Origin of the sequence: Halomonas sp. THAF12, assembly GCF_009363675.1 — a bacterium.
GTDB classification, from domain to species: Bacteria; Pseudomonadota; Gammaproteobacteria; order Pseudomonadales; family Halomonadaceae; genus Halomonas; species Halomonas smyrnensis.
Window position 1 is genome coordinate 3,683,867 of the sequence record NZ_CP045399.1, and the last position, 24,169, is coordinate 3,708,035.

Genomic DNA, 24,169 nt, shown 5'->3' on the forward strand with positions numbered 1-24,169 from the left:
CGTCGGGTATCATACACGCGCGACGCAAAAGGGACCATGTATGAAAATCGCCACCATCAATGTGAATGGCATCCGAGAGGCGGTGGGTCGGGGCTTTCTCGACTGGCTGGCCAACCAGGATGCCGATGTCGTCTGCGTGCAGAATCTCAAGGCCAAGAGCTTCGAGCTCGACGACAGCATCCTCTATCCGGAAGGCTACGAGGGCTACTTCCTCGATGCCGAGCAGGACGGCTTCTCGGGCGTCGGCCTGTACTGCCGCAAGATCCCCAAGGCGATCATGTATGGCCTCGGCTTCCCGCAGTGCGACCACGAGGCACGCTTCCTGCAGGCCGACTACGACCGCTTCAGCATCGCCAGCTTCCTGATGCCCGACGGCAGCGATCCGGCCGCCAAGCAGGCCTTCATGGCCCAGTACCAGGAATACCTGTCGAAGATGGCCCGCAAGCGCCGCGAGTACATCATCGCCGGCACCTGGCACATCGCCCACAAGACCATCGACCTGGAGAACTGGGCCGATAACCAGACGACCCCCGGCTTCAAGCCCGAGGAGCGCGCCTGGATGGATCAGGTGCTCGGCCCGACCGGCTTCATCGACACCTTCCGCGAGATCAACCGCGATGCCGGCGAGTACACCTGGTGGCCGGCGCTGGATCAGGACCAGCCCCGCGAACGCCAGGAAGGCTGGCGCATCGACTACCAGCTGGTCGGCCCCAACTTCCGCCGCCACGTGGTGGACGCCTGGATCGACTACGACGCGACCTTCTCCGAGTACGCGCCGCTGATCGTCGAGTACGACCTGCCGCTGTAACGCGTCTCCCTTCGTCGCCGTCATGCCCCGGGCATGACGCAGCACGCCGGCCTGATGGCCGGCGTGCTGCGTTAGGGAACCGCGGATGGCCTGCAACGCTCGCGACGACACTCCGCGTTCCCGGAATGAAGGCTGCCTCAGCCGCGGATGCCCAGCGCCTCGCGCTGATGCGCGAACAGCGAGGCCCCGGCCTGCTCCGCCAGGTCGAGCATGGCGTCGAGCTCGGCGCGGCTGTAGGTGCCGGACTCGGCGGTGCCCTGCACCTCGATCAGCCCGCCGCCCTCGGCCATCACCACGTTCATGTCGGTGCCGGCGCGGGAGTCCTCGGGGTAGTCCAGGTCGACCACCGGCACGCCGTTGTAGATGCCCACCGAGACCGAGCCGATCAGCTGATGGAAGGGGTCGGCCTTGATCAGCTTCTCGCGCTGCAGATAGCGCACGGCGTCGATCAGCGCCACGCAGCCGCCGGTGATCGACGCGGTACGGGTCCCGCCGTCGGCCTGGATGACGTCGCAGTCCACGGTGATGGTGTACTCGCCGAGCTTCTTCAGGTTCACCGCCGCGCGCAGCGAGCGGCCAATCAGCCGCTGGATCTCCAGCGTGCGGCCGCCCTGCTTGCCGCGGGTCGCCTCGCGGCCGCCGCGGGTGTGGGTGGCACGGGGCAGCATGCCGTACTCGGCGGTCACCCAGCCCTGCTTCTTGCCGCGCAGCCAGCGCGGCACGCCGGCCTCGACGCTGGCGTTGCACAGCACCTTGGTATCGCCGAACTCGACCAGCACCGAGCCCTCGGCGTGGCGGGTGTAGTCGCGGGTCAGGCGGATCTCGCGGGGCTCGTCAGCGGCGCGCCCGCTGGGGCGCCGGAAGTCCTCGGCCATGTCAGCTCTCTCGCAGTCGGAAATGGATGGCCCGCCATTCTACACGGCCTGAAGGGGGAATCGGTTACACTGACTCGCCCCGACCCCGACCAACCCACAAGGAGCCCGCCATGGTGCACAGCATGACCGCCTTCTCACGGCAGGATCGCGACGCCGACTGGGGCCGGCTGCAACTGGAACTGCGGTCGGTCAACCAGCGCTATCTCGACCCTCACTTCCGCCTGCCCGAGGCCCTGCGCGATCTCGAGCCCGGCTTCCGCGACGGCCTGAGAAGCCGCCTGGCCCGTGGCAAGGTCGAGTGCACGCTGCGCTTCGAGCCCGCCGAGCGCCGCGCCGAGGCCAGCGTCGATCATGCCAAGCTGCGCGCCCTGGGCGCGGCGCTGGGCGAGGTGCGCGAGGCCGTGCCCGAGGCGCCGATGCCCGACGCCCTGGCGCTGCTCGACCATCCCGGCGTGCTCGAGGCGCCCGGGCTCGATCTCGAGGCGATCAAGGCCGAGGCCAACGCCCTGTTCGACGCCGCCCTGGCCGACCTGGTCGCCGGCCGCGCGCGGGAGGGCGAGCAGCTCGCCGAGCTGATCCGCGAGCGGCTGGTCGGCATCCGCGCCCAGGTCGACGAGGTCCGCGGCCTGCTGCCGACGATCCTCGAGCGCCAGCGCGGCCAGCTGCTCGACCGGCTGGCCGAGATGCGCACCGAGCTCGACCCCCAGCGCCTGGAGGCCGAGCTGGTGCTGCTGGCCCAGAAGGCCGACGTGGCCGAGGAACTCGACCGGCTGGAGACCCACGTCGGCGAGGTCGAGCGCCAGCTCAAGCAGAGGGGCCCGATCGGCCGCCGCCTGGACTTCCTGATGCAGGAGCTCAACCGCGAGGCCAACACCCTGTCATCGAAGTCGGTGGTCGCCGAGACCACCCGCTGCGCGGTGGAGCTCAAGGTGCTGATCGAGCAGATGCGCGAACAGATCCAGAACATCGAGTAGCATCCACCAAAGGCCATCAAAAACCATTAAACTACTGTTTTTCAAAGAAACAAAGACATAAGAAATCCACCAAGACCCACCAGCATCCCCGGAAATCCAGATCATATCGGGGAGTAAACCGGGGAGAAAAAGCATTGCCTCTCCTCCCTCAGACACATACCCTTGAAGATACTCCCCAACCATGTCGATCCGAGTGCATGACCGGGAGAAAGTGGGGGAGGTGCCCGCTGGCACTCTAAATGCCGTTGCAAAAAGGCCCACTGGGCGCCAGTGACGAGCTCATATGACATTGAGCCGCCTATCTAGCCCAAGCCTAGCCCGAGCAGCTATCAAACGGTCGTTTGTTTTATTTTCCACGGGGGACGAGAGGAAATAATGGGAAGCCTTACCGCCAAGAAGAGCCAGTCGCTTGTCAAGGAGGGTAAAGCAGGGCGCTACAGCGACGGCAACGGCCTGTACCTGATGATACCGAGGAAAGGAACTCCTTACTGGATGTTGCGATACACGCTGTTTGGCAAGCGGCGTGAGATGACACTGGGCAAACATGCCCACCTCTCTCTCGCCGAGGCTCGGACGAAAGCGGTTGAAAACCAGAAGTCTATCCGCAAAGGCCTTGACCCCATCGAGGAACGCAAACGCGATAGCCAAGCCTTGATCAGGACAGTGGAGGACCTGTTTGCTGACTGGTACCCGGAGCTAGAGAGAAGACTCAAGCACCCAGCTATTCCAAAGCGGATATACAAAAAAGAAGTGGCGCCCCTCATCGGGGGTAGATCGCTGGATGCTGTCACCCCAATTGATATCCGTGAAATAATTAGACGAGTAACAAATAGTGGTAGGCCGACAATAGCTAATGACACACTGATGTATCTTAAACAGATGTTCAACCACGCCATAAAACTGGGAATTTTAACTTACAACCCAGCATCAGCCTTCAACGTCAACGACGCAGGCGGTATTGAGAAAAGCCGCGATAGGGTTTTGAGCCTCGATGAGATTCGCAACGTTTTCCAAGCATTCAGAGACAATAGCGACAGCTTCAGCCGCGACAACTACCTCGCCTGCGCGCTACTGCTCGTCCTGGGAGTACGTAAGACCGAACTTACCGAAGCCCAGTGGTCAGAATTCGACCTGAAGAACGGCCGGTGGAACCTGAGCGGTGAGCGCAGCAAGACAGGCGCCGGGATCGTCATTCCCCTCCCACCGCAAACCATCGGCTGGCTGGAAGAGCTCAAGATCCGTGCCTGCGGCTCGGACTATGTCTTTCCTAATCGCCGCAGCAGTAAGCGGGCCCACATGGGCAAAGACACGCTGAATCGTGCCATTGCCAAGCTATTTGGCAAGGAGCCTGGCAAGAAGCCGCAACCAGAGAACCGGATGGGCGATATCACCGAGTTTACTGTGCATGATCTGCGCCGCACCTGCCGCAGCTTACTCGCTGCGGTTGGTGTACCGGGGCATGTCGCGGAGCGTTGCTTGAATCACAAGCTCAAGGGCGTCGAAGGCATCTACGACCGTTACGACTACTTCGACGAGCGAAAAGAAGCGATTATCAAGGTCGCAAACCTTCTTGGCCCTGCAATAAATCTGCCCTAACTCACAACGTAAATTTCTACACACCAACAACATCTCATGAGCCAATTCTGGAGAAAGCGCCATGAGACTAATCAAGCTTAAAGATGTCACCAGCCTTACAGGTCTTGCACGCTCCACCATTTACAAATACATTTCCGAAGAAAGATTCCCAAAACCAGTATCCTTGGGAGAAAGAAATGTCGCCTGGGTAGAGGAAGAAATTCAGGACTGGATCCTAGAAAAAATAGCCGAAAGAGACCTTGCATAAATAGGGTAAAAAAACACGCTCGTCATTCCACCTAGCCGCAACATTCCCGCCGACTAAAAAAATACCGCTCCACCAGCCGACACAGCTTCCTAAGCAGGAAGCTGTGTCGGCATTATCATGTTATTTTTTCAAAGGCATCCCCTCTCAGCGAAGGACACCACCTCCTCACTGCCAACCACTAGGCGTGTAAATCCACCAGGTTTTCATCAGGCATCAGGCCGCCATGACCATGGCCATGCGACGATCAAGCTCCTCGTAGAAGGCCTCGACCCGCTCGGCGATGGTGCGAATCATCACCTCGTCCCGGTAGGCCCGCTTCACGAACAGCGGCATCCCCGGCCAGTAGCTAACGAAGTCGATCCATTCCCGCTCGCTGACCCACAGGCCGCCCTGGCACTGAGCGACGTGCTCTTGAGGTAGCTCGTCGGCCAGCAGCAGCTCGATCTGGTACTTGGGCAGCTTGGTCTTGATCTCCACCAAGCCATTGGTATCCACCAGGCAGTCCGGCGAATAGCCCACACCGTGGTTGAGGATGATGCCGACCTGCGCCAGGCGGGGCAGACCGGTGGCCTCGTGATAGAGCTCCCGGGCCACGGGCTCCAGCTCATGGCCGCGCTGGGTGTGGGCATTGCCCTGAAAGGCATCGGACGGCTCGCCGGTGATGCGCTCTCCGATCAGTTGATGCATGTAGCTGAGGGCCCCGGCACCGAAGCCGCCCGGTCCCTTGCCCTTGACCAGCAGAGTCTTCAGCTCGGACATGGTGACGATACCCAGACGGGCGGCATGCCACTCGGGCGTGCCCTGGTCCAGCGCCAGTATCTGCATGACGTTCTCCTTCTCGATGACACGGCATAGGCCGCGAGGGGAGGTCCCTTCGCCGCCCGATCAGTGATGTTGATGGTTGGGCTGCGCCCGCTTCTGCAGGGAGGCACGCAATCTGTCGAAGTCGCCGCGCGGCACCTGCTCAGCGTCGCCGTACTTGCCGACGAACCACTCCTGGGTCGCAGGAGGACAGGCGGCGATCAGCTGCCGGATCTGCCCGGCCTGGAAAGGGGTGACGAGTTTGACCGGGGCGGCGGCCTGACCGTTGTCGTCCTGGCCGCGGGTGGTGATGTTGAGCAGTGCGCAGAGCACGTAGCGCTTGCCGTAGCTGGTAGAGGAGCCGAAGGCCTGAACGGCGTTCTTGCTGCCGCTGGTATCGGCCGGCAACAGCATGCTGGTCTCTTCCCGATGGCCGTCCTGGTGCATCAGCACGCCGGTGACCTGGATGCCGCGTTCCTGGGTCTGAATGCGGAAGCTCACCGCGAAGCCGTACTTTTTCATGATCGGGCGCACGGTATCGACGATGTCCTCCAAGGTGGCGTAGTGACCGTTGTTGGTCTTGCCACGCTCGGCGATGCTCGGCAGTTCGGTCTGCATGGCCGCCATCGCGGCGCTGTAGGCCATCAGCGCCTGGCGGTCGAGCACACGCTCCTGCATCTGGAGCAGACGCTCCATCTTGTCGATGTCGACCTCGGGATTGAGTGCGGCCCGCTCGATCACCTGGATGATCGCGGTGCTGTCCTGGGTGGCCTGTGCGACCGGTGCCTGGTTGGCGGTCTTGGGATGAATAGGGGTTGCCATGATGGCCTCCGTTATCGATAGCGTTGGATGACGTCAGGGAGCTGCTCGATCGGGACCGGCTCCAGGGACACGGCCACGCGATAGACCTGCCCCTTGGCCAGAACGTGGGTTTCGGTTGCCTGTTCGCCGGCCTCCAGCAGCTGACGGGTCAGCTGGGTCAGGGCCCGGCATATCTCGAACGTCATGGGCGATTGCATTGGTATCTCCTGAAACAGTAGCGCCCGGCCTTTGAAGGGGCCGGGCGCTCTGCCGCGATGAGGGAAAGGCTGGGTGGATGTTTTGCTGAGTGATGATCAGCCCACCAGCGCAAGGGCAGACTCCAGCGCCTTGTCCTTGAGGCCGGCGCCCTGGCCGAACCAGGCGGAGTCCATGCGGTAGTCGTTGCTGCGGGCGCGCTTCTCGTGATCCACGTACTCGGTGACCGCATTGAGTAAGCCCCAGGCGGTGCCTTGCGCCGTGCACAGCTGAGAGCCGCGCCCCTCACCCTGATAGAGCTTCTGGACGCGATTGAGGGCGCGAACGTTGGGCAGCTTGGACGGATCGTCCATCGGCGCCTCGGCGTTGCAGACCACCGACTGGAAGTAGGTTCTCGCTTCCTCCTGGCTGACCTTGCGCTCAGCCAGGGTCTTCAAGCGGTACATGAAGTCGTCCCACTGGGACACGGAGATCCCCAGCTGCTGCTTGACCAGCTGAGGGCGAAACTCGGTGCTATGTGGCACTTTCACGCCCTGGGAGGTGCCATCCACCGCGATGGTCAGGGTGTTGTTGCAGACCACCCGCACGGACGTCGGGGTGGCGACGGTGGCCAACGAGCCGTCGCAGGAAGTGGCCAGCAGCAGGTAGTCGTTGACCTGATCCTGGCCCTTCAATGCCCCGCCCAGGCCGCTGCGCGCCAGGGCCCAGAACTTGCGGCCACCCTTGAGCACCCCGGCCGTCTCCAATTCGTATCCCGCGTATTCCGTGAGATCACGGTAGAACTCCAACACCTCCTCCGGTTGCACCACCTTGTAACGCTGGGAGACCACCGACAGTGGATCCTTGGTATCGGAGCGGTAGAGCACTTTCTGCTCGGGGAAGGAATGGATGCTGCCCAGGTGGCCAGCGCCGTCGGCAATGAAGCGCACCAGGGATTCCTCGATGTGCCAGTCCATGCCGGCCTGCTGTCGCCAGACTTCCAGCGGCTGATGACGAGACAGCTGCTGGCCCAGGCCATGCCAGGGGGTATCGCCAACGTAGGCCATTTGTTCGATCAGGTGTGCCATGGGGAAAGCTCCTTGAGAGTCGAGCACTGCATAACAGCCCGCTCCCCAAGGAAGCAGGCCGACCGTGAGCATGTTGATAAAGGGAGTCGCGGGATCATCGCTGAGCAGCGATGGACTCGTGAGACGGATCTTTAGGGGTCAATCGATATGGGGACGAAAGGTGTGGCCGCAGGCACGGCACTCGAGATTGTCGAGCACCTGATCATCCAGCTGACTACCCAGCCGTGCCCCGGCGACGCCGCCCGCCGTACCACCGACCAACCCACCAAATACGGCTCCAGCGATACTGCCGACGGCGATCCCTACCGGACCGCCTACTGCGCCAACCAACGCGCCGGCCTCGGCGCCACTCCAGGCACCGGCCGCCCCACTGGCTGTGCCGGCCACGGCACCCGTGGTGCCACCCACCTTCCGACCATGATGGCGCGACACGACCCGAGACGCGCCGCAGCTGGGACATGACATTGGCATTGCACTGCCTCCTAAGCAGGGAAAGACATGAGAACGAAGCCATCCGTCTGGAGCTTCAAGGAGGTAGTACAGGTTTGAGATTCGGTTAAATCGACAAGGCGCAAGCTCTTGCCTATCAGACCGAACACATCGTCGGGGTGTACGTCAGCCACGGGAAAAAGCCGGGGTTTCCGGCCTCCACCGGCTTCCTGAGCATGTTCCAGAGCATCCATCCGATGAGTGCCGGGATGATGAGTCAAGACGACGTAATATTTTACAGCGCTGTGAGATGGGATGCAGCGAAACCGTGACGTCATCACGTCACGGCGTCTTGTACGGATCGATAACGGAATTTCCCGGAAAGGTGAGTGACACCTCATTCGTCAGGAAACTGGGGCGATTGGCATGTCCAGGGATAGGCGTTTCCTGGGGTTCTGATATGCGTCAGTGACGGGTAAGTAGTATGGGTATACTCACTAGACACCTAACAGGATCTACAGGGATAGGCACTAGGCCATAATGGGCTCACTTGTGAAAGCCCATCCAAGAGCATGAGAGGCCATCCAAGGAGTGGTCCCCCACAGACCACTCCCCATGGTGCCGTCATCATTCATGACACCCCTTTCTAGGGATTGACCTGACAGGCGTCTGGAGAACGCCTGATGTGAACCTCAGATGATCGTCAGCATCATGCCCATGTCAACGCCTACCGTTCCCTACCCACCCTATCGACCGACAAGACAATCGCTGCGGAGTCCTTCATCATTCCCACAGCGAGGTAACTCCTCATGTTTCAACATCACCCTCTTCGTCATCCGCTCAACGACAAGCTGCGTCTTCACTACGACGACACCTATCGAGGCTTTGACGTTCAGCATTGGACAGATGGCCCACTGGTCGCGAACTACCTGGAGCGAGTCTTGAAGACGCTCAATGCCGTGACATGGATCAATCATTCCACCTTCGTCTTCCGCGTAGACCTTCACTTCCCGGATGAGATGTCGCGCCTACCCATGCACGAGACCAATGTCGTTCTGGCAAGGTTCTTTGAAAATTTCCGCAACGAACTCAAGCAGAGGCAAACCAAGTACCCGACCCAGCTGCACTACCTGTGGGCACGCGAGCAGATCAACAGCGACAAGCCTCACTACCACCTGATGATCATGCTCAACAGGAACGCCTACGACAGCCTGGGGGCGTTCACGGCAGATTGGCGTGGTATCTACTCATTCAACAATCTCTACCACCGCATGATGCGCTCCTGGCTGAAGGCGATGGGATTCGCCCCAAACGATCCCCGCTTCCATCAGCTGATCCATGTCTGCAAAGACCCGGTCAAGAAAGAACCTTGGTCCTGCATCATGCACCGGGATGATTGGATGGCCATGAATGAAGCGGTCTACATGGCCAGCTACCTGTGCAAGGCCTACAGCAAACCATTCGGTCAGAAGGCACACGTCTTCGATGGAAGCCGTCTTTGATCACTGAATGACATGGTATGGGGCCGTCTTCTGCGGCCCCGTTCTGTCTCCCTCAACAAGGTGCCTGCCATGTTCCCGACTTCGATGTTTCCTTCCTTCTCTACCCCACACAATACCCGTGACAGCCAGCAAGTACCGTCATCCCACGACCCCAGAGGAGATCGTCGTCTTGCCAGGATGGAATGCAAGGAACCCACTCGTCGACTGCTACGTGACGTCATGGCCCTGCGCCGGATTCGTGGCATGAGTCAGACGGCTTTGGCGGCTCAACTGGGGATCAGCGTGCGGACCTTGCAGGAGTGGGAGCAGGGTCGACGATTGCCCTCGGGGGTCGGCCATTCCTTGCTCAAACAGTGGGTAGAAACCCAACAAAGTGACGGAGGTTGAGACATTGGAATGTATTTTTTAACAAAAAATCGTGGACAAATCCCCGTTTTGTCATGTATTTTGAGATTTTTAAGTCACAATGTCTAAGGCCGTCGACAGTTTTCACGCTCTAGGTAGCCCATCGCTACTGGTAGCGAGAGGCATCAAATGAGGCACGCCAGCGCCCATAGGGGCCACGCCTTTCGAGAGGAACAAGCTGAATCCCGAACGTCGCAAGCAAGGCTCTACTCTGCTTAAACTTGGCCGCCAAGCCTCGGGACGTGACAGGCCAAGCACCTAACGTATCAGGCTCAGGACGATACCCATCAAGCAGCACAAGCCAATCCTTAACCGTGGCCTCTATCAGTCCATCCTCCGACGCATGAATGGCAAGCTTCACGGCCATCGCGACAGGATTCTCCTCCAGCTCATAATCGCGACGGCTTTGCTGGTTGGCGTCGAATTGTTGCCAGAATTCGGCAGTATCTCGACCCAAAGCATCAGCCACCAGCACACCGATTCGGCATAGGTCTCGCAAACCACCATAGCGGTCGAATTGGCGATCATTTTCAACATGGCCCCAAAATTGATTAACATGGCCAAACACCCGCAGCAGGCCGTGGGTGATGGTTGCCTCTGCCATGCTGCGATCCTTCACTGAGTTTTGAGAATCACCCCCTCCTGCATCATCCAACTCTATACTCAGGGTAGCGTCGGATAGCGGTGAATATGTCACCACACTCTCACTACTGTTCAGCATGGCAGCACAACGGACGGTGATATCGACCCCAGATCGCTTCGTTTTAGTTCGCCACTCCACTGCCTTTCCCTGCATGATCGAAAGCAGGCCTCTTTGCTGAGTTTCAGACAACGAGCCCACCTGATGGAAGCTCATCAGATAATGGCATTGAGCCCGAATTTCAAGCTGCTTAATCGTCTTGGGAACCTCACTCTCAAGCAGATTGCTCGCCGGATCTATCACTCTCTTTAGCGTCTTCTGTGAAGCGATCAAGCCAGGGGTCGGTTCGCCTAACAACTCAAGCAATACAGGTGCACTATCTGAACGCCAAGCCATGACCATCCAGGCAATCACCAACAGGTCACTATCTTTCGGCAGCGAAGTTACATCGAACAATGTAGACATCGATTGAGGACTCACATTACCAACGTTATCGGAAACCACCATTGGCAAACTTTCGCGAGGCATGACATGTGGAACCCCTGTATATTGTTCATAGCTCGACAAGCCCGATGAAAAAATCAGACAATGGTGCCCTAGCACCAGTGCGCGTCGACCACCGTTCAACTCGACTCCCGAACGACCATAAACTGGCAAACAAAGCTCGGGAGAAGCGCCATCAACAAAATTGCTTATAGCAGACTTGATGACGCCGTAGGAGACATCCTTCTGACTTCCAAAGGATCCACGCCAATACGCCCCCTTCACTCGCTCAAGGATGACCGGATCCATATACGGCAAGGTCTCCCCCGTAGACTTATCGGTCAGTAATGGGCTTCTCGATTCATTTTGAGTGAGATAATACTGACCGCTTATCATGAACATAACATCTGCCACTTGCTTATCGCGACGGGATTGCTTTGGCGCTTGGCTCCTCCCAAAAAAATCCATACCCCCAGTGCTAAACTGATGCTTCTCATCAGCCGATTCCGGCCAGGAGGGCCAAGAAGCATTGAGGGAAGAGAGCAGGTCAGGATCACGAAAGAGGGACTTCACAGTGATCGGTGGCTCTTCATCGTGTGATGCCTTGGGAAACGAGGAAGAGGGTCCTGTATCAGGCGTAGGCAAAACCTCTGCGGTATCATCAAACTCATCAGCAGCTATCTTCCGAGCTTGCTCACGCCAATGCTCACTCAGGCGAAGCCCCCGCCGCTGATGCTTGGTACTGGCCCCCTCGTGGCCCACCGGATGATTCTCATGGTTATCCTGATCATGATCCGTCATTCCCTACCTCGTGCCTTTTCGCCATCGCATATCTTGCAAAGCCTATCACACAGACCTTTGACATCCTCCTCGTCCTACCCCTTGGCTAACGGTGATCCCCAAGGTTTCTCAAGATACGTGATAGGCCCCCGTAAACTTAGCTCGTCTCTAAATACAGGGTTAAAGGTATTCAACCACCTGGAACCCAGTACCAGTCGCTTGAGGGGCTCTTCAGCAGGTAGCTGAGGACAAGGCTTCACGGGTCATTCGAGCGCACGCTGGCCACGGCATCGAAGAGCAGCGATGGCCGCTGCCACAGTGAGTTGATGAAGATGGCAGTCACACTGGCGGCCATGGCCACCATGGCCCAGACGGGATAGATCAGTCCGGTAGACGCAAGCGGAATCCCCACCCCGTTGAACAGGAAGGCCAGCGAGACGTTCTGCAGCATCTTGCGATACCCCCAGTGGCTGATCCGCCAGGCGGTCACCACGCTGCTCACCCGAGCGTTGAGGATGATGATGTCGGCGGCGTCAATGGCGATATCGGTGCCGCTGCCCATGGCGATGCCCACGTCCGCCTGCATCAGCGCCGGGGCGTCATTGATGCCGTCGCCGACCATGGCCACCCGTCCCTCGTGCTGCATCCCTCGCAACAGGTCAGCCTTCTGCTCCGGCAGTACGCCGGCGTGGACGGTGTCGATGCCTAGCTGTTGCGCAATATGTCGGGCGGTGCGCGCGTTATCGCCGGTCATGAGGGCGGTACGGATGCCCAGCCCACGCAACTGTTGCACGGTCTCCGCTGCATCGGCCCGCAGGCCGTCGCCCAGGGCGATGGCCCCCAGCAGCCGTTCGCCTCGGGCGACGACGATGACCGTCTGGCCCTGATGCTCGTCGGTCTCGATGCCATCGCTCACCGGTGCCAGGTCGATGCCCTGCTCGACGAGAAAGGTCGGGCTGCCGACCCACACCGTTTCGTCGTCCACCTGGGCGGTGACGCCGCGACCGGAGTGCGCCTGGAACTCGGTGACGTCGGGAATCGCTAGGTCCCGAGCCAGGGCCGCTTCGACCACGGCACGCCCTAGGGGATGTTCCGAGGCGGACTCGACGGCGGCGGCCAGCGACAGCAGCGTGCCTTCGTCACCCTCGACACGGGTAACCTCGCGTACCGCGGGGCGACCTTCGGTCAGGGTGCCGGTCTTGTCGAATACCACGGTGGTGACGCGCCGCAGGGCCTGGAAGGATTCGCCGGTGCGCATCAGCACCCCCTGGTCGGCGGCCTCACCGGCGCCCCGTACGATGGAGAGCGGCGCGGAGATGCCCACTGCACAGGGATAGCCCATCACCAGCACGGTTAGCGCGGCGAACACGGCCCGTTCCAGGTCGGCCCCGGCTCCCCAGAGTAGCGGCGCACTCATCCAGAACACGAAGGCCAGCGCGGAGACGATCAGTACCGTGGGGGTATAGACCCGCAGCACCCGGTCGACCAGATGTAGCAGACCCGGCTTGAGCGCCCGCGCATCCTCCAGGCTGCGGACCACCTGCTGCAGGAAGCTCGCCTCGCCGGTGGCCGTCACCCGCACCACCAGCGTGCCGTTGCCATTGATGGCGCCGCCGACCACCGCATCGCCCACGCCTTTCTCGACCGGTAGGGGTTCGCCGGTGACCAGGGACTGATCCACGGCCGAGTCGCCCTCGCTGACCTCGCCGTCCACCGGGATGCGCTCTCCGGGGCGGATACGCACCCGCATGCCGGTTTCCACCTGCGCCACCGGCAGTTCACGTTCGCCATCCCCACCGATGACGTGGGCGGTCTCTGGCTGAAGGTCGAGCAGGCGGCGCACCGACTGGGAGCTGCGGGTCTTGACGATCAGCGAGAGCCACTCGGAGAACAGGTGGTAGGTCAGCACCATGACCGAGACGGCGAAGAAGGCGGCGGTGGGGTAGCTGTCGGGCCGCAGTGCCAGACCGATGCCGCCACCGACCAGGCCCGCAAAGGCCCCGATCTCCACCAGCACGTGTTGGTTGAGAATGCCCCGGCGCAGGGCCTGATAGGCCATGACCAGCATCTGCCGGGCGATACCGAACACCATGGCGAGCGCCAGGATTGCAACCACGGTCGCCTCCTGGCCTGCTAGCAGGCTCCCGGCACGTAGCGCGAACAGGACCAGGCCGCCCAGCGCCAACAGGGCGCTACCGCCCAGGGCGGCTCGGGTGCCCTGGCCACGCAGGACGGCATAGCCGAAGATCACCAGGCTGACATAGACCAGGGTGGAGAGCCCCAGGGTCCAGGGCGAGGTGGGATCGACGATCAGGCCCACCGCCGCCAGGCTGGCGGTCAGCGCGACCAGGAAGCGGTTACGCTCGCGGGCTAGCTCGCGCTCCTGGTTCGCGTAGGGTTCGATCTTGCGGGGGTCGCTGAGGGTGTAGCCGATGGCCTGAAGTGTGCCCATCAGCGTCTCGGCGCTAGTCTCGCGCGTGTCGTATTCGACCAGGGCTTGCTCGTGGGTGAGGCTGACCGCCACGCGGCGTACCCCCGGTTTCTGCCCCAAGGCCTGCTCGATGGTGCCGGTGCACAGCGAGCAGTGCAGCCCGCCGATATGGGCTCTCACCCGCTGGATCTCCGACTCCCCGGTGGCTTCCAGGCTCCAGGGGTGGAGACCTTCCTCGGTTGATGCCGACGTTGCCGTGCTCATTACCTGCCCCTTGGTGAAGATGCGGTCATGCGTCAAGCATAGGGGCCGTACGTTGCTACGGGGTCAAGCGCCGGTGGGGATCAATACGGGAAGGCACAGAGGCACCGCAGTGGTCGAGCCGATCGAGCCCTCATGTCGAGGAGAAGGCCAACCACAGGGTCCAGGCCCCCAGTCCCACCAGGACGGCACCCGTCCAGCGCGGCATGCGCCCGGCGAGTCGCGCGAGGGCCTCGAGCCAGCGCCGGCCACGGGCGGTATAGACAGCAAGCACCAGGGGGCTGGAGAGCGCCAGGCCGAACACCAGTAACGTGGCGGCGCCGAAGATGACACCCCCACCGGCCGCGGCCCGCGCGGCCGTATCCCCGAGCAGGACCGCCAGCAGAGGGGCGGCACAGGCCGGCACATTCAGGCCGAACAGCACGCCCAGCCCCAGGCTGCCCGGGGTACCGGCCAGGCGTGGCAGGAGGCGGTCCACGCGGGCCAGGAGCCAGGGCGCGCCGCCACTGAGGTACAGCAGCCCCACGCCCACATAGAGGCTCCCCAGCACGGCCCAGAGAGTGTACTGAAGCCCCGTGAACGCACTGCCGATCAGTGCCGCGAGCACCCCGAGCCCGGCCATCAACGCGGCCCGGGTCAGGGTGAACAGCAGCGTCTGGATGGCCTGCATCCGGCGAGGCAGCCGTTCAAGATGGCGGATGAACAGCAGGTGGCTACCGACCGAACAGGGCTCGACGAAGCCCAGCAGTCCCAGGCCGGCGGCCAGCGGCAGGGCAACGGCAATTTCCAAGGCGCTAGTCTGCCGCTTTCACGATGCGTGCTGAATACCCGGCACCGCGTACCGCCTCGGCAAGCCGCTCACCGGAGATCTGCCCGGTGTCAATCGCCACCTTGGCCTCGCCGTTCTCATGAGAGACCGAGCACCCCTTGACGCCCGGCTGCTGTTCGAGAACGTGGCGGATGATCTCCGCACAGCCGTTGCAATGCATGCCCGTGATCGTGAGTCTTACTGTCTGCATGCCATTCTCCTTTCGCTTGGCTGTATCGCTGGTCAGCCTCTGGTCGTGCTCCAGGGCGTCGATGATGGAGCAGCAGCGCAATGGTCCTTCTCCGGGACAACGGTCGAGCAGCGTCATCAGCCCTCGGCGGATACGCTGGAGCCGCTCGATCTTGAGATCCACATCCTGGAGTTTGTCGGTGGCTCGCCGCCGCACCTCTCCGGCATCGGTGTCGTGGTCGGTACGCAGCGAGAGCAGCTCGGCGATCTCACGCAGGGAGAAACCGAGCTCCTGGGCGCGGCGAATGAACAGCACCCGCCGCACCGTCTCATCCGAATAGACGCGATACCCTCCGCCCTCTGGTCGAGGCGGCTGTTCGATGAGCCCGCGTCGCTCGTAGAAGCGAATCGTCTCGACCCCAACGCCCACCACTTGGGCGACTTTGCCGATGGTCATGTCACTCATGGCGCCCCCGCGCAGTTTCTGGGAATAGATTAATGGCCGTACTATGGTACGGGGGCAAGGGACGCAGTCGTGTAGGCTACGCTGTCGCTCACCCCGCACAGCAGGACAGCTGCGTCACGTCCTTGGTGAAGGTCTGGGCGCAGAGCTTGAGGCCTTCCACCATGGTCAGGTAGGGAAACAGCTCATCGCCGATGGCCTGCACCGTCATGCGGGCACGCAGCGCCATCACGGCGGTCTGGATCAGCTCACCGGCCTCCCCTGCTACCGCCTGGACGCCCAGCAACCGCCCCGAGTCGCGTTCGGCCACCAGCTTGATGAACCCACCGGTGTCGAAATTCACCAGCGCACGCGGCACGTTTTCCAGATCAAGCACGCGGGTATCCACGCTGAAGCCCTGCTTGAGTGCCTCGGCCTCCGTCAGGCCGACGGTGGCCACCTGGGGGGCGGTGAAGATCACCGCCGGCATGGCGCTGAGGTCCAGGGTGGCGTCGCCTCCCGTCATGTTGACGGCGGCCCGACTGCCCCCGGCGGCAGCGACATAGACAAACTCCGGCTGATCGGTGCAGTCACCGGCGGCGTAGATGCCCGGCACCGTGGTTTGCAGGTGCTCATCCACCAGAATCGCGCCACGCGCGGTTTCCACGCCGATACTCGCCAGGTTCAGGGCCTCGGTGTTGGGTGTGCGGCCGCTAGCCACCAGCAATTGCTCCGCCTGCAGAGTGCCAGCGTTGGTCTGCAGGGTGAACAGCTGGCCGTCGTGGGTCACTTCGTTGGCCTGGGTCTGCTTGAGCACCTCGATGCCCTCGCGGCGAAACGCCGCCTCCACCGCGTCCCCCACCGCCGGGTCCTCCTGGGAGAGCAGGCGGCTGCGGGCCAGCAGGGTCACCCGGCTTCCCAGACGGGCGAAGGCCTGGGCCAATTCCAAGGCCACCACCGAGGCCCCGATCACCACCATCCTTTCGGGAATATGGTCCAGAGCCAGTGCGCTGGTGGAGGTCAGGTACGGGGTATCGGCTAGGCCCGGCACCGGCGGAATGGCCGGACGAGCACCGGTGCCGATGAAGACGCGATCGAAGCGGACGGTTTGCTCGCCGCCTTCACTGAGGGCAACGGTCAGGGTCCGCTCATCGACAAACCGCGCCTCGCCACGCAGGACCGTGATGGCCGGGTGGTCGCGCAGAATCCCCGCGTACTTGGCATCACGCAGCTCCTCGACACGCCCCTGCTGTTGCTCGAGTAGCTTCGCCCGATCCACCACCGGCGCCTGGACGCTCAGGCCTGCATCGAAGGGGCTTTCCGTGCGCAAGTGGGCAATATGGGCCGCGCGAATCATGATCTTCGAGGGTACGCAGCCGGTATTGACGCAGGTGCCACCGAGGGTTCCGCGTTCGATCAGGGTGATGCGGGCCCCACGCTCGGCGGCCTTCAGGGCGGCCGCCATGGCCGCGCCGCCGCTGCCGATCACGGCGATATGCAGGTTCATGTCATCACTCATGAGGGGGATTCCTTGAATCGGTAGAAGCGTTGTCGCCACAGGCGTCGTATTGCTTCTTGCGCCATAGCGCATAGAGGGTCAGGCCGATAAAAAAGGCCAGTGCTGGCAGCAATACATAATCCAGATAACCGGTGAGTGCCGCCAAGCCGAGGGTGCCGAGCAGGATCACCAGGATCGGCGTGAAGCAGCACAGCGCCACCAGGACGGTGCCGATCACGCTCACGCGCAGCAGGGACTTGGGGTTCTTCATGGTCACTCCCGATCCGCTTCCGAGGATGTCGGGGTGGAGGGATAACCGGCGTTGGTCGTCGCCTGGGTCAACGCTTCCACGGACGTCCGGGTGTCGTCGAAGGTGACCACGGCCTCACGATCCGGGTAGCTCACGTCGACCCGCGCGACGCCGTCCACCTTGTTGAGCGCGGCCTTGACCGTGATCGGGCAGGCGGCGCAGGTCATGCCCGGCACCGAGAGCGTCACGGTCTGCGGGGCCGCCAGAGTAGGCGTGCTGAGGAGGGCGACGATCGCGGTCAGGGCGAAACGCATTCTCATGGGAGCATCCTCTCAATAGAACAGGGGCAGGACGTAGGGGAACACCAGGGCGATCAGTACCAGCAGCGTCACGAGCCAGAAGATCAGCTTGTAGGCCAAGTGGACTCGGGGGACGGCGCACACTTCCCCCGGCTGGCACTGTTCCACTGGCCGAAAGATTCGGCGCCAGGCGAAGAACAGCGCCACCAGCGCCACGCCGATGAACAGCGGGCGGTAGGCTTCCAGGGCCGTCAGGTTGCCGATCCAGGCGCCGGAAACGCCCAGCGTGATCAGCACCAGGGGGCCGAGACAGCAGGTCGAGGCCAGAAGCGCCGCGATCCCTCCGGCGGCCAGGGGCCCCCGCCCCGTTTTCGGTTGCGGCATCGCAGGCTCTCCTTTCGTGTCGGTAGTAACTGAGATAAGGTTACTTCCGTAGCTGACTACGGAGTCAAGGGCCATGCAAAGGGAAACTAGCACCATGACCATTGGCGGCCTGGCGAAAGCGACTGGCGTCCATATCGAGACGATACGGTACTATCAGCGCCGTGGGTTGCTACCGGAGCCCGAGCGCCCTCCCGGCGGCATCCGGCGTTACGGTGCCGCCGATGTGGCAAGGTTGACGTTCGTGAAAACCGCGCAACAGTTGGGCTTCAGCCTGAACGAGATCAGCGACCTGCTTCGCCTTGAGGATGGCACCCACTGTCGGGAAGCCAGCGCTCTGGCCGAGCACAAGTTGCAGGACGTGCGAGAGAAGATCGACAGGCTGCAGCGTATCGAGACGGTGCTGACCGAGCTGATCCACCGCTGTCATGCTGAGAGAGGCGATATTGCCTGTCCCCTGATTGATTCATTGCATGCAGGGATCAGGAGGGCAGGAAACCCAGGGGGTTAACGCATCGGGGACGGCATTCAGGCCACACGTGCCAGAGCCAGACGGGCGATGGAGGTCTCGGGCTGCTACAGATGGTGACGATCTTGCCGAGCGTGCCGACTACGCCGGCGAGCCTCACAATCAGTGACTGCGATGGTCATAGTAGGTGCCCCCTTATGAACAGGTGGGCACCTGCTGTCACGCGCTCCTGACCTCGACGGATGACCGAGCGCTGGACGGTGACTACTCAGGCACCGCCGGCAAGCCTTTCGAGGTCGGCAACCACGGCATCCATGGGGTCGCTGTCACGGATCAACAGGCGGACCTCTCCCTGGTCATCGAAGGCGAAGACAGCGCTGGAGTGCGACACATCGTAGTTGCCGTTGCTGTCTTCTTCGCCATACCCGTAGGTCACCCGATAGCGGCGTGTCAGTTCATCGAGGGCCGCTTTATCACCCGTGAGGCCGATGAACTGGGGGCCGAAGGCATCCGTGTACTCTCGCAACGTCTCGGCGTCATCGCGGCGGGGGTCGACCGAGACGAAGAGCACCTGAATGTCGTCGCGCGCCGACTCATCCATGCGTTGGGTGGCGGCGTCGAGGCGCGCGAGTGTGGTGGGACAGACATCGGGGCAGTGGGTGAAGCCGAAGAACAGCAGTGTGCTCTTGCCGAGGAACTGATCGGCGTTGATGTCATTGCCGTTCTCGTCGACAAGCTCGAACGCCAAGGGCGGCATCAGCCCCGAGATATCCTTGGTCTGCCAAGACGGCTCGCTGCAGCCCGCCAGCCATAGCGTCACGAATAGTGCCATGATCCATCGGTGCATCCTGCTCCCCCTACTGTGTTGTGGGTGCCACGGTGCGGAAGGTGCCGGGTTGTTGCTGCCCGTTGGCGAAGATAAGGGTCACTTCGATGTCGTCACCAACGACGAGGGGGCGAGTCCGTTTCATGAGCATGAGATGATAGCCCCCCGGTGCGAACTCGATCTGCTCCCCCGCTGCCAGTTCTAATTGGCCGACGGGTTGCATACTGGTGATGCCATCCTGATTGACAGTGCGATGCATCATGACCTTACCGAAGGCGGGGCTATCCGCCCCTTCCAGGGTGATATCTGCCTCACTGGTATTCGTGAGGGTGAAATAGCCCGCCGCGGGAAGGTCTCCCGGCAGCAGTCGTATGCGTGCCTCGTTGACCTGCAGGTCGGCAGCAGCCAGCGTGCCGGGCGTCGCGATCAGCAGCAGGATGGCCCAGCACCAGCTTTTCGCCAGGCGCGGCAGACTAGGGTGTGGCGTGAGAGACATCAGCGGCATCCTCCTTGCGGGCGTCACGGAACAGAAAGCTGAGAATGATCAGAACCCCGATGGCACTCATCATCGTGGCCGGAATCCAGGTCAGCAGGCCGCCGAGGAGTTGGTCAGTCAGAGGATCCAGCGGCCAGGCGCGACCGCAGACCTCGTAGACATCGAAGATCACGTCGCGACTGAAGGTGATATAGGCGCCCAGGAGAATCTGCGGGGGGATCACCGCCAGCAGAATGGCGATGCGCTTGCCATAACCGAGACCGCCTTGTTGCGGCGAGCGGCGATCCAGGATCAGCCACCAGAACAGCAGGCCATCCAGCGCCATGCTCCAGTTCATCACCTGATAGAGATCAGCGCTGAGCATGGCGTCGAAGTGGATCTCGGGAATCAGCCAGAAATAGATCAGCCCGACGAACAGCACAGGGGCGATCAGTGGATGCTGCAGGGTCCGATAGACGGGGCGCAGCAGGCGCGCGGCTAGGCTCCACCCGGGGAAGTGCCTGATTCGCGTCGGTAAGCCATCGGCCAGTACCGGCAGGGGAGCGGCCAGGGCGATCAGGAAGGGGCCGGCGTGATGCAGCACCAGATGCTGGGCCCGATGGGTAAAGAACATGTACTGGGCGAGGTAGTCGTAATGGGTCTGGGTCACGCCATAGATGGTTGCGACACCCAGCAGATAGGCCAGGTTTCGGCCCACGCCGGTGACCTCGCCGCGCTGTCGGCGCTGCTGCAGGCCTCGCAGGTAGAGCACGATGGCCAGCAGGCAGCTCGCAAACCAAGTCGGTGAGAACTCCCACGGCAGCAGGTAGCCCAGAGCGACGTCGAGGTCGATAGCCCTTCCCTCCCCAGAATCGGCACGCCAATGGTGACCTTAGGAGCCCACCGCATCATGCGGCAAGGTGGGCCTATAAACGCAGGCGAACCCAGAGCCCGCACCTCGGTGCCTGGGGTGCGAGGAAGGCCGAGCCCCAACGCACTGCACTTGTTCGGTGGTTGGGCACACCGCCAACGCACCGCCAGCGGCCTTGCAAATGGCGATAGACCCGGGATGAGCCACGACCGAATTAGCGTCATAAGGCTGACAAGACTCGCCATGTTGTTGTCGTCGTCATGACCTACGCAGCGCGATTTCTGCGTAGATACCTTTATAGATAGTGTCGTGCTTTCTATCCGGCTCCGGCTTGGGGTTTAGGGATATCATGCGACCGCTGGGGTCATCCAGCAGGCCGCGAAGCTGTTCATAATCGAAGCTCAAGCCCTCGACACTGCGTTGGTTGAGGCGTGTGACGGTGTCTTCCAACGCGGACTTACTGTGCCCTTCTTCTTCCAGAGGCGGGAATGCCTGAACCAGCGGCTGCTCTTGATCCCAGCCGATCTTGATGGGCTGGTTGACGATATGGACCTGGGTGCCGGCGGGCACGCGATCGAAAATCGACTCGATGTCCCCAGGAAACATGCGAATACAGCCACGGCTGGCACGCATGCCGATACCATCCGGCTGGTTGGTGCCATGAATCAAGTAGCCGTCGAAACCCAGAATAATGGCATGGTCTCCCAGCGGATTGTCTGGGCCCGGAGGCACCACGCTAGGCGCCTCCTCTCCGCGCGCCCTGGCTTCACGCTGGACCGACTCGGGTGGGTACCAGGCAGGATTCTTGATGTTCATGGTGGTTTCGGTGACACCGAGGGGCGTACCGAAGCCTTCGCGACCGATGCCGATGGGATAGGTCTCGACGCGTGGCGTTTCACTATCGTCAACCTTTGGATAGTAGTAGAGGCGCAGCTCGGCGATGTTGATGACGATCCCGGTGCGCTCCGCATCGGGCAGGATGAAGCGCCCGGGTATGGTCACCTCGGTACCCTCGCCGGGAATCCAGATGCTCACATCCGGATTGGCGCGCACGATCTCCCTGTACCCCACGTTGTGTCGCCTGGCGATATCGAGCAGGGTATCGTCGTAATTCTCCACGGTGACGGTATAGGTATCGCCGATCACATTGCCTTCCTCAGGCAGCGGATAGTGGCCGCGGGGCCACTCGCCCTCCTCTTCGGCCTGGGCAACGCCGATGAGTGCCAGCCAACCGACCAGCATCCCCACCGCTGTGCGTGTTCGGAGCTGCCACAATGGTGCCTCCCTCGCTGTATCAGAGTGAGGTTTCGATAAAGCCATCATTCTCCCCTTTTCGACTGGACCATTATCATCCAGACCGATGTGTGTTGAGTTTCGATCCAAGCAGCACCAGTAATGCGGCCAACAGCCAGGTCGGCCAGCTACCGGTACGGGTGAACGGTGTGTACCCCGCCATGGGCAGGGCCTCGCCGCGCAGGCTCGTCGTCTGGAACGGCGATGCGCGGGCCGTGAGGCGGCCCTGAGGATCGACGATGGCGGTCACGCCGTTGCTGGTGGCTCGGATAAGATAGCGGCCGTTCTCCAGGGCGCGCAGGCGGGCCATCTGCAGATGCTGCAGGGGGCCGATGGAACGGCCAAACCAGGTGTCGTTGGAAACCGTCAGCAGCAGCTCAGCATCGCGCGCCTGCTCGGCGACCCGGTCGGCATAGATGATCTCGTAACAGATGGCGTTGCCGATGGTGGTCCCAGCGGCGTGGATCGGCCCCTGAGCCTCGGCCCCGGGCGACATGATTGGCATGGGCAGGTCGAAGAAGGCGATGGTGCCGGCGAGCAGACGTTCAAGCGGCAAGTATTCGCCGAAGGGCACCAGGCGAGCCTTGCGATACTCGCCCTCGGCGGCACCCAGGCCGATCACGCTGTTGTAGTAGTCGCCACCGTCGCGCCGCAGGATGCCGGTGAGCAGGGCGGTGTCGGACGCGAGGTTGGACTGCGCTCGTTCCAGTATTGGCCGGGCCTCCTCTTCGAACATGGGCAGCGCTACCTCGGGCCAGATAACCAGGTCGAGGTCGTTGGACTGTGCAAGGGTCAACGCCGTGTAGATACTGGCCGCCTCGCGCTGACCCTCGGGCGTCCACTTGATCGCCTGATCCAGGTTGCCCTGCAGCAGGGCGACCCGCAGCGGCTCACCGGCCGGGAAGGTCCACTGGGCCGGCAGGGCCAAGGTGGTGAGCCAGAGAGCGGTGATGGGCGCCGCGGCCCACCAGCGGCGGCGCAGCAGTTCGGCGCCTAGGGTGCCGGTCAGCGCGGTGATCAGTGACAGCAGATAGACCCCACCCACCGGGGCCCAGGGCGCCAGAGGAGAATCTACCTGGGAGGTGCCCAGCAGCAGCCAGGGAAACCCGGTAAACAGCCAGGTGCGCAACCATTCGCTGAGCACCCAGACGCCGGCGAAGCTGAGGAAGGCCAGCCGCGGGCCCGTGACGCAGCGATAGAGCCAGAAGGACACGGCGAAGAACAGCGCCAGGCTGGCCACGAACAAACCGGTGAGGAAAAGCGCCAGGGGCGCCCCCGTACCGCCATAGTCGTGGATCGCGACGAAGACCCAGGAGACACCGGAGCCGAACAGGCCCACGCCGTAGCACCAGCCACGGAGGCCGGCCTGGGCGGGTGTCAAAGAATGGATGCCGAAATAGACCAGTGCCACCGCCACCGGGCCCAGCCACCACAGCGCGAAGGGCGCGGCGCTGAGGGTGGTCAGTCCCCCGGCGGTCAGAGCCAGCAAACAGCCGAGGGCCGGAGAGATCCGGCCGGCAAGCGTCATATACCGGACTGGCAGGTTCTCTGCATCCATGCCGTTACTCAGACGCTCTGGAGGAAGGACGCTCACGCAAGGCCGCAATCGCAAAGGCGAAGACACCCAGGAACAGGGCGATATCCGCCAGGTTGAAGGCGGGCCAGTGCCACTCACGCCAGTAGACGTCCAGATAGTCTACGACATACCCTCGTGCTAGGCGGTCGATGCCATTGCCCAGCGCGCCACCCAGCATCAAGCTGTACCCCAGCGCCTCCAGTCGGGGTCTGGGCCGGCACAGCAGCATCGTCAGGACGATGGTCACCATCCCCGTCAGGCCCAGGAAGAGATAGCGCTGCCAGCCGCCTGCATCGGCGAGGAAGCTGAAGGCTGCTCCCGTGTTCCACCAGTGGCCCCAGTTGAAGAACGGGGCTAGCGGGATGGTCTGGCCATACGGCATCAGCGCCTGCACCAGCCCCTTGATGGCCTGGTCGGCCAGGCCGACCATGACGGCCAGTGCCAACCAGTACCAGCGGCGCGGCACTATCGGTATC

General features: G+C 62.2%; 27 protein-coding genes. 8 read left to right on the top strand and 19 right to left on the bottom strand.

The genetic code is table 11. From position 1 onward, the window contains the following. The first annotated feature begins 40 nt into the window (after nucleotides 1–40). On the top strand, nucleotides 41–808 hold the full coding sequence (locus FIU88_RS17155; RefSeq protein WP_016855916.1) for an exodeoxyribonuclease III: 768 nt from the start codon (nucleotides 41–43) through the stop codon (nucleotides 806–808). 137 nt (nucleotides 809–945) lie between these two features. Here FIU88_RS17155 and rph read toward each other — a convergent pair whose 3' ends face one another. Continuing rightward, entirely contained in the window at nucleotides 946–1,683 is a 738-nt protein-coding gene (gene rph / locus FIU88_RS17160; protein WP_016855917.1) for a ribonuclease PH, read from the bottom strand. Nucleotides 1,684–1,793: 110 nt separating this feature from the next. On the opposite strand from rph, the gene FIU88_RS17165 reads away from it, so the two are divergent. From FIU88_RS17165 to FIU88_RS17175, 3 genes are all read left to right on the top strand, one after another. Further along, nucleotides 1,794–2,657 carry a YicC/YloC family endoribonuclease gene (locus FIU88_RS17165; protein ID WP_152480002.1) on the top strand — a complete coding sequence of 288 codons (864 nt, stop codon included), beginning with the start codon at nucleotides 1,794–1,796 and terminating at the stop codon, nucleotides 2,655–2,657. Nucleotides 2,658–3,032: 375 nt separating this feature from the next. Next, nucleotides 3,033–4,253 (top strand): site-specific integrase, encoded by a 1,221-nt coding sequence (locus tag FIU88_RS17170; RefSeq protein WP_152480003.1) that lies wholly within the window; start codon nucleotides 3,033–3,035, stop codon nucleotides 4,251–4,253. 61 nt (nucleotides 4,254–4,314) lie between these two features. Further along, nucleotides 4,315–4,500 carry an AlpA family transcriptional regulator gene (locus FIU88_RS17175; RefSeq protein WP_035414227.1) on the top strand — a complete coding sequence of 62 codons (186 nt, stop codon included), beginning with the start codon at nucleotides 4,315–4,317 and terminating at the stop codon, nucleotides 4,498–4,500. Between the two features lie 213 nt (nucleotides 4,501–4,713). Here the strand turns inward: FIU88_RS17175 and FIU88_RS17180 are convergent, their stop codons facing one another. From FIU88_RS17180 to FIU88_RS17195, 4 genes are all read right to left on the bottom strand, one after another. After that, nucleotides 4,714–5,325 carry a lambda exonuclease family protein gene (locus FIU88_RS17180; protein WP_035470208.1) on the bottom strand — a complete coding sequence of 204 codons (612 nt, stop codon included), beginning with the start codon at nucleotides 5,323–5,325 and terminating at the stop codon, nucleotides 4,714–4,716. Between the two features lie 60 nt (nucleotides 5,326–5,385). After that, entirely contained in the window at nucleotides 5,386–6,123 is a 738-nt protein-coding gene (locus FIU88_RS17185; RefSeq protein WP_035470206.1) for an ERF family protein, read from the bottom strand. An 11-nt stretch (nucleotides 6,124–6,134) separates the two neighbouring features. Then, entirely contained in the window at nucleotides 6,135–6,320 is a 186-nt protein-coding gene (locus tag FIU88_RS17190) for a hypothetical protein (protein WP_035470203.1), read from the bottom strand. Between the two features lie 96 nt (nucleotides 6,321–6,416). Next, nucleotides 6,417–7,385 (bottom strand): DUF932 domain-containing protein, encoded by a 969-nt coding sequence (locus tag FIU88_RS17195; RefSeq protein WP_035470200.1) that lies wholly within the window; start codon nucleotides 7,383–7,385, stop codon nucleotides 6,417–6,419. Nucleotides 7,386–7,532: 147 nt separating this feature from the next. Here FIU88_RS17195 and FIU88_RS19230 point away from each other — a divergent pair, with 147 nt between their 5' ends. The 3 genes from FIU88_RS19230 to FIU88_RS17210 all read left to right on the top strand — a co-directional run bounded on the left by FIU88_RS19230 (nucleotide 7,533) and on the right by FIU88_RS17210 (nucleotide 9,703). Then, nucleotides 7,533–7,847, top strand: a complete 315-nt coding sequence (locus tag FIU88_RS19230) for a hypothetical protein (protein WP_172977734.1) — start codon at nucleotides 7,533–7,535, stop codon at nucleotides 7,845–7,847. A 776-nt stretch (nucleotides 7,848–8,623) separates the two neighbouring features. Continuing rightward, nucleotides 8,624–9,316 (top strand): inovirus-type Gp2 protein, encoded by a 693-nt coding sequence (locus FIU88_RS17205; protein WP_152480005.1) that lies wholly within the window; start codon nucleotides 8,624–8,626, stop codon nucleotides 9,314–9,316. Between the two features lie 219 nt (nucleotides 9,317–9,535). Further along, on the top strand, nucleotides 9,536–9,703 hold the full coding sequence (locus tag FIU88_RS17210) for a DNA-binding transcriptional regulator (protein WP_301339555.1): 168 nt from the start codon (nucleotides 9,536–9,538) through the stop codon (nucleotides 9,701–9,703). A 124-nt stretch (nucleotides 9,704–9,827) separates the two neighbouring features. Here FIU88_RS17210 and FIU88_RS17215 read toward each other — a convergent pair whose 3' ends face one another. The 8 genes from FIU88_RS17215 to merT all read right to left on the bottom strand — a co-directional run bounded on the left by FIU88_RS17215 (nucleotide 9,828) and on the right by merT (nucleotide 18,186). Further along, a complete protein-coding gene (locus tag FIU88_RS17215) occupies nucleotides 9,828–11,645 on the bottom strand; it encodes a hypothetical protein (RefSeq protein WP_152480006.1) in 1,818 nt (605 codons plus the stop codon). Nucleotides 11,646–11,880: 235 nt separating this feature from the next. Next, nucleotides 11,881–14,319 (bottom strand): cation-translocating P-type ATPase, encoded by a 2,439-nt coding sequence (locus FIU88_RS17220; RefSeq protein WP_152480007.1) that lies wholly within the window; start codon nucleotides 14,317–14,319, stop codon nucleotides 11,881–11,883. A gap of 130 nt (nucleotides 14,320–14,449) precedes the next feature. Then, nucleotides 14,450–15,106, bottom strand: coding sequence for a cytochrome c biogenesis protein CcdA (locus FIU88_RS17225; protein ID WP_152480008.1), 657 nt, complete (start codon nucleotides 15,104–15,106; stop codon nucleotides 14,450–14,452). Nucleotides 15,107–15,110: 4 nt separating this feature from the next. Beyond that, nucleotides 15,111–15,779, bottom strand: a complete 669-nt coding sequence (locus tag FIU88_RS17230) for a MerR family transcriptional regulator (RefSeq protein ID WP_152480009.1) — start codon at nucleotides 15,777–15,779, stop codon at nucleotides 15,111–15,113. A gap of 88 nt (nucleotides 15,780–15,867) precedes the next feature. After that, nucleotides 15,868–17,274, bottom strand: a complete 1,407-nt coding sequence (gene merA / locus FIU88_RS17235; RefSeq protein ID WP_152480010.1) for a mercury(II) reductase — start codon at nucleotides 17,272–17,274, stop codon at nucleotides 15,868–15,870. Beyond that, complete coding sequence (gene merF / locus FIU88_RS17240; protein WP_152480011.1) at nucleotides 17,267–17,524, bottom strand: mercury resistance system transport protein MerF; 258 nt, start codon at nucleotides 17,522–17,524, stop codon at nucleotides 17,267–17,269. The genes merA and merF overlap by 8 nt, the downstream gene beginning before the upstream one ends. A 2-nt stretch (nucleotides 17,525–17,526) precedes the next feature. Next, nucleotides 17,527–17,823 (bottom strand): mercury resistance system periplasmic binding protein MerP, encoded by a 297-nt coding sequence (merP, locus tag FIU88_RS17245; protein WP_152480012.1) that lies wholly within the window; start codon nucleotides 17,821–17,823, stop codon nucleotides 17,527–17,529. 12 nt (nucleotides 17,824–17,835) lie between these two features. Beyond that, entirely contained in the window at nucleotides 17,836–18,186 is a 351-nt protein-coding gene (merT, locus tag FIU88_RS17250) for a mercuric ion transporter MerT (protein WP_152480013.1), read from the bottom strand. 73 nt (nucleotides 18,187–18,259) lie between these two features. Between merT and merR the strand changes: the two genes are divergently transcribed. Then, on the top strand, nucleotides 18,260–18,694 hold the full coding sequence (gene merR / locus FIU88_RS17255) for an Hg(II)-responsive transcriptional regulator (protein WP_152480014.1): 435 nt from the start codon (nucleotides 18,260–18,262) through the stop codon (nucleotides 18,692–18,694). A 226-nt stretch (nucleotides 18,695–18,920) separates the two neighbouring features. Here merR and FIU88_RS17260 read toward each other — a convergent pair whose 3' ends face one another. From FIU88_RS17260 to lspA, 6 genes are all read right to left on the bottom strand, one after another. After that, nucleotides 18,921–19,484, bottom strand: a complete 564-nt coding sequence (locus FIU88_RS17260; protein WP_253742612.1) for an SCO family protein — start codon at nucleotides 19,482–19,484, stop codon at nucleotides 18,921–18,923. 25 nt (nucleotides 19,485–19,509) lie between these two features. After that, on the bottom strand, nucleotides 19,510–19,974 hold the full coding sequence (locus FIU88_RS17265) for a copper chaperone PCu(A)C (protein WP_152480016.1): 465 nt from the start codon (nucleotides 19,972–19,974) through the stop codon (nucleotides 19,510–19,512). Next, the gene (locus FIU88_RS17270) at nucleotides 19,952–20,806 is read right to left on the bottom strand and encodes a cytochrome c oxidase assembly protein (RefSeq protein ID WP_216647330.1); all 855 of its coding nucleotides are present in this window, start codon (nucleotides 20,804–20,806) and stop codon (nucleotides 19,952–19,954) included. The genes FIU88_RS17265 and FIU88_RS17270 overlap by 23 nt, the downstream gene beginning before the upstream one ends. 276 nt (nucleotides 20,807–21,082) lie before the next feature. Continuing rightward, on the bottom strand, nucleotides 21,083–22,066 hold the full coding sequence (locus tag FIU88_RS17275) for a L,D-transpeptidase family protein (protein WP_152480018.1): 984 nt from the start codon (nucleotides 22,064–22,066) through the stop codon (nucleotides 21,083–21,085). A 106-nt stretch (nucleotides 22,067–22,172) separates the two neighbouring features. Beyond that, on the bottom strand, nucleotides 22,173–23,675 hold the full coding sequence (gene lnt / locus FIU88_RS17280; RefSeq protein ID WP_253742621.1) for an apolipoprotein N-acyltransferase: 1,503 nt from the start codon (nucleotides 23,673–23,675) through the stop codon (nucleotides 22,173–22,175). A gap of 4 nt (nucleotides 23,676–23,679) precedes the next feature. Next, entirely contained in the window at nucleotides 23,680–24,159 is a 480-nt protein-coding gene (lspA, locus tag FIU88_RS17285) for a signal peptidase II (RefSeq protein WP_253742629.1), read from the bottom strand. Nucleotides 24,160–24,169 lie beyond the last annotated feature (10 nt).

Coding starts and splice junctions, on each gene's coding strand:
- lnt (WP_253742621.1), bottom strand. CDS start 23,675: ATGGATGCAGAGAACCTGCCAGTCCGGTATATGACGCTTGCCGGCCGG.
- FIU88_RS17155 (WP_016855916.1), top strand. CDS start 41: ATGAAAATCGCCACCATCAATGTGAATGGCATCCGAGAGGCGGTGGGT.
- FIU88_RS17170 (WP_152480003.1), top strand. CDS start 3,033: ATGGGAAGCCTTACCGCCAAGAAGAGCCAGTCGCTTGTCAAGGAGGGT.
- merF (WP_152480011.1), bottom strand. CDS start 17,524: ATGAAGAACCCCAAGTCCCTGCTGCGCGTGAGCGTGATCGGCACCGTC.
- FIU88_RS17190 (WP_035470203.1), bottom strand. CDS start 6,320: ATGCAATCGCCCATGACGTTCGAGATATGCCGGGCCCTGACCCAGCTG.
- FIU88_RS19230 (WP_172977734.1), top strand. CDS start 7,533: ATGGGGACGAAAGGTGTGGCCGCAGGCACGGCACTCGAGATTGTCGAG.
- FIU88_RS17220 (WP_152480007.1), bottom strand. CDS start 14,319: ATGAGCACGGCAACGTCGGCATCAACCGAGGAAGGTCTCCACCCCTGG.
- FIU88_RS17275 (WP_152480018.1), bottom strand. CDS start 22,066: ATGCTGGTCGGTTGGCTGGCACTCATCGGCGTTGCCCAGGCCGAAGAG.
- merA (WP_152480010.1), bottom strand. CDS start 17,274: ATGAGTGATGACATGAACCTGCATATCGCCGTGATCGGCAGCGGCGGC.
- merR (WP_152480014.1), top strand. CDS start 18,260: ATGCAAAGGGAAACTAGCACCATGACCATTGGCGGCCTGGCGAAAGCG.
- FIU88_RS17185 (WP_035470206.1), bottom strand. CDS start 6,123: ATGGCAACCCCTATTCATCCCAAGACCGCCAACCAGGCACCGGTCGCA.
- FIU88_RS17195 (WP_035470200.1), bottom strand. CDS start 7,385: ATGGCACACCTGATCGAACAAATGGCCTACGTTGGCGATACCCCCTGG.
- FIU88_RS17180 (WP_035470208.1), bottom strand. CDS start 5,325: ATGCAGATACTGGCGCTGGACCAGGGCACGCCCGAGTGGCATGCCGCC.
- FIU88_RS17210 (WP_301339555.1), top strand. CDS start 9,536: ATGGCCCTGCGCCGGATTCGTGGCATGAGTCAGACGGCTTTGGCGGCT.
- FIU88_RS17215 (WP_152480006.1), bottom strand. CDS start 11,645: ATGACGGATCATGATCAGGATAACCATGAGAATCATCCGGTGGGCCAC.
- FIU88_RS17175 (WP_035414227.1), top strand. CDS start 4,315: ATGAGACTAATCAAGCTTAAAGATGTCACCAGCCTTACAGGTCTTGCA.
- rph (WP_016855917.1), bottom strand. CDS start 1,683: ATGGCCGAGGACTTCCGGCGCCCCAGCGGGCGCGCCGCTGACGAGCCC.
- FIU88_RS17265 (WP_152480016.1), bottom strand. CDS start 19,974: ATGTCTCTCACGCCACACCCTAGTCTGCCGCGCCTGGCGAAAAGCTGG.
- merT (WP_152480013.1), bottom strand. CDS start 18,186: ATGCCGCAACCGAAAACGGGGCGGGGGCCCCTGGCCGCCGGAGGGATC.
- FIU88_RS17165 (WP_152480002.1), top strand. CDS start 1,794: ATGGTGCACAGCATGACCGCCTTCTCACGGCAGGATCGCGACGCCGAC.
- FIU88_RS17260 (WP_253742612.1), bottom strand. CDS start 19,484: ATGGCACTATTCGTGACGCTATGGCTGGCGGGCTGCAGCGAGCCGTCT.
- FIU88_RS17205 (WP_152480005.1), top strand. CDS start 8,624: ATGTTTCAACATCACCCTCTTCGTCATCCGCTCAACGACAAGCTGCGT.
- FIU88_RS17230 (WP_152480009.1), bottom strand. CDS start 15,779: ATGAGTGACATGACCATCGGCAAAGTCGCCCAAGTGGTGGGCGTTGGG.
- merP (WP_152480012.1), bottom strand. CDS start 17,823: ATGAGAATGCGTTTCGCCCTGACCGCGATCGTCGCCCTCCTCAGCACG.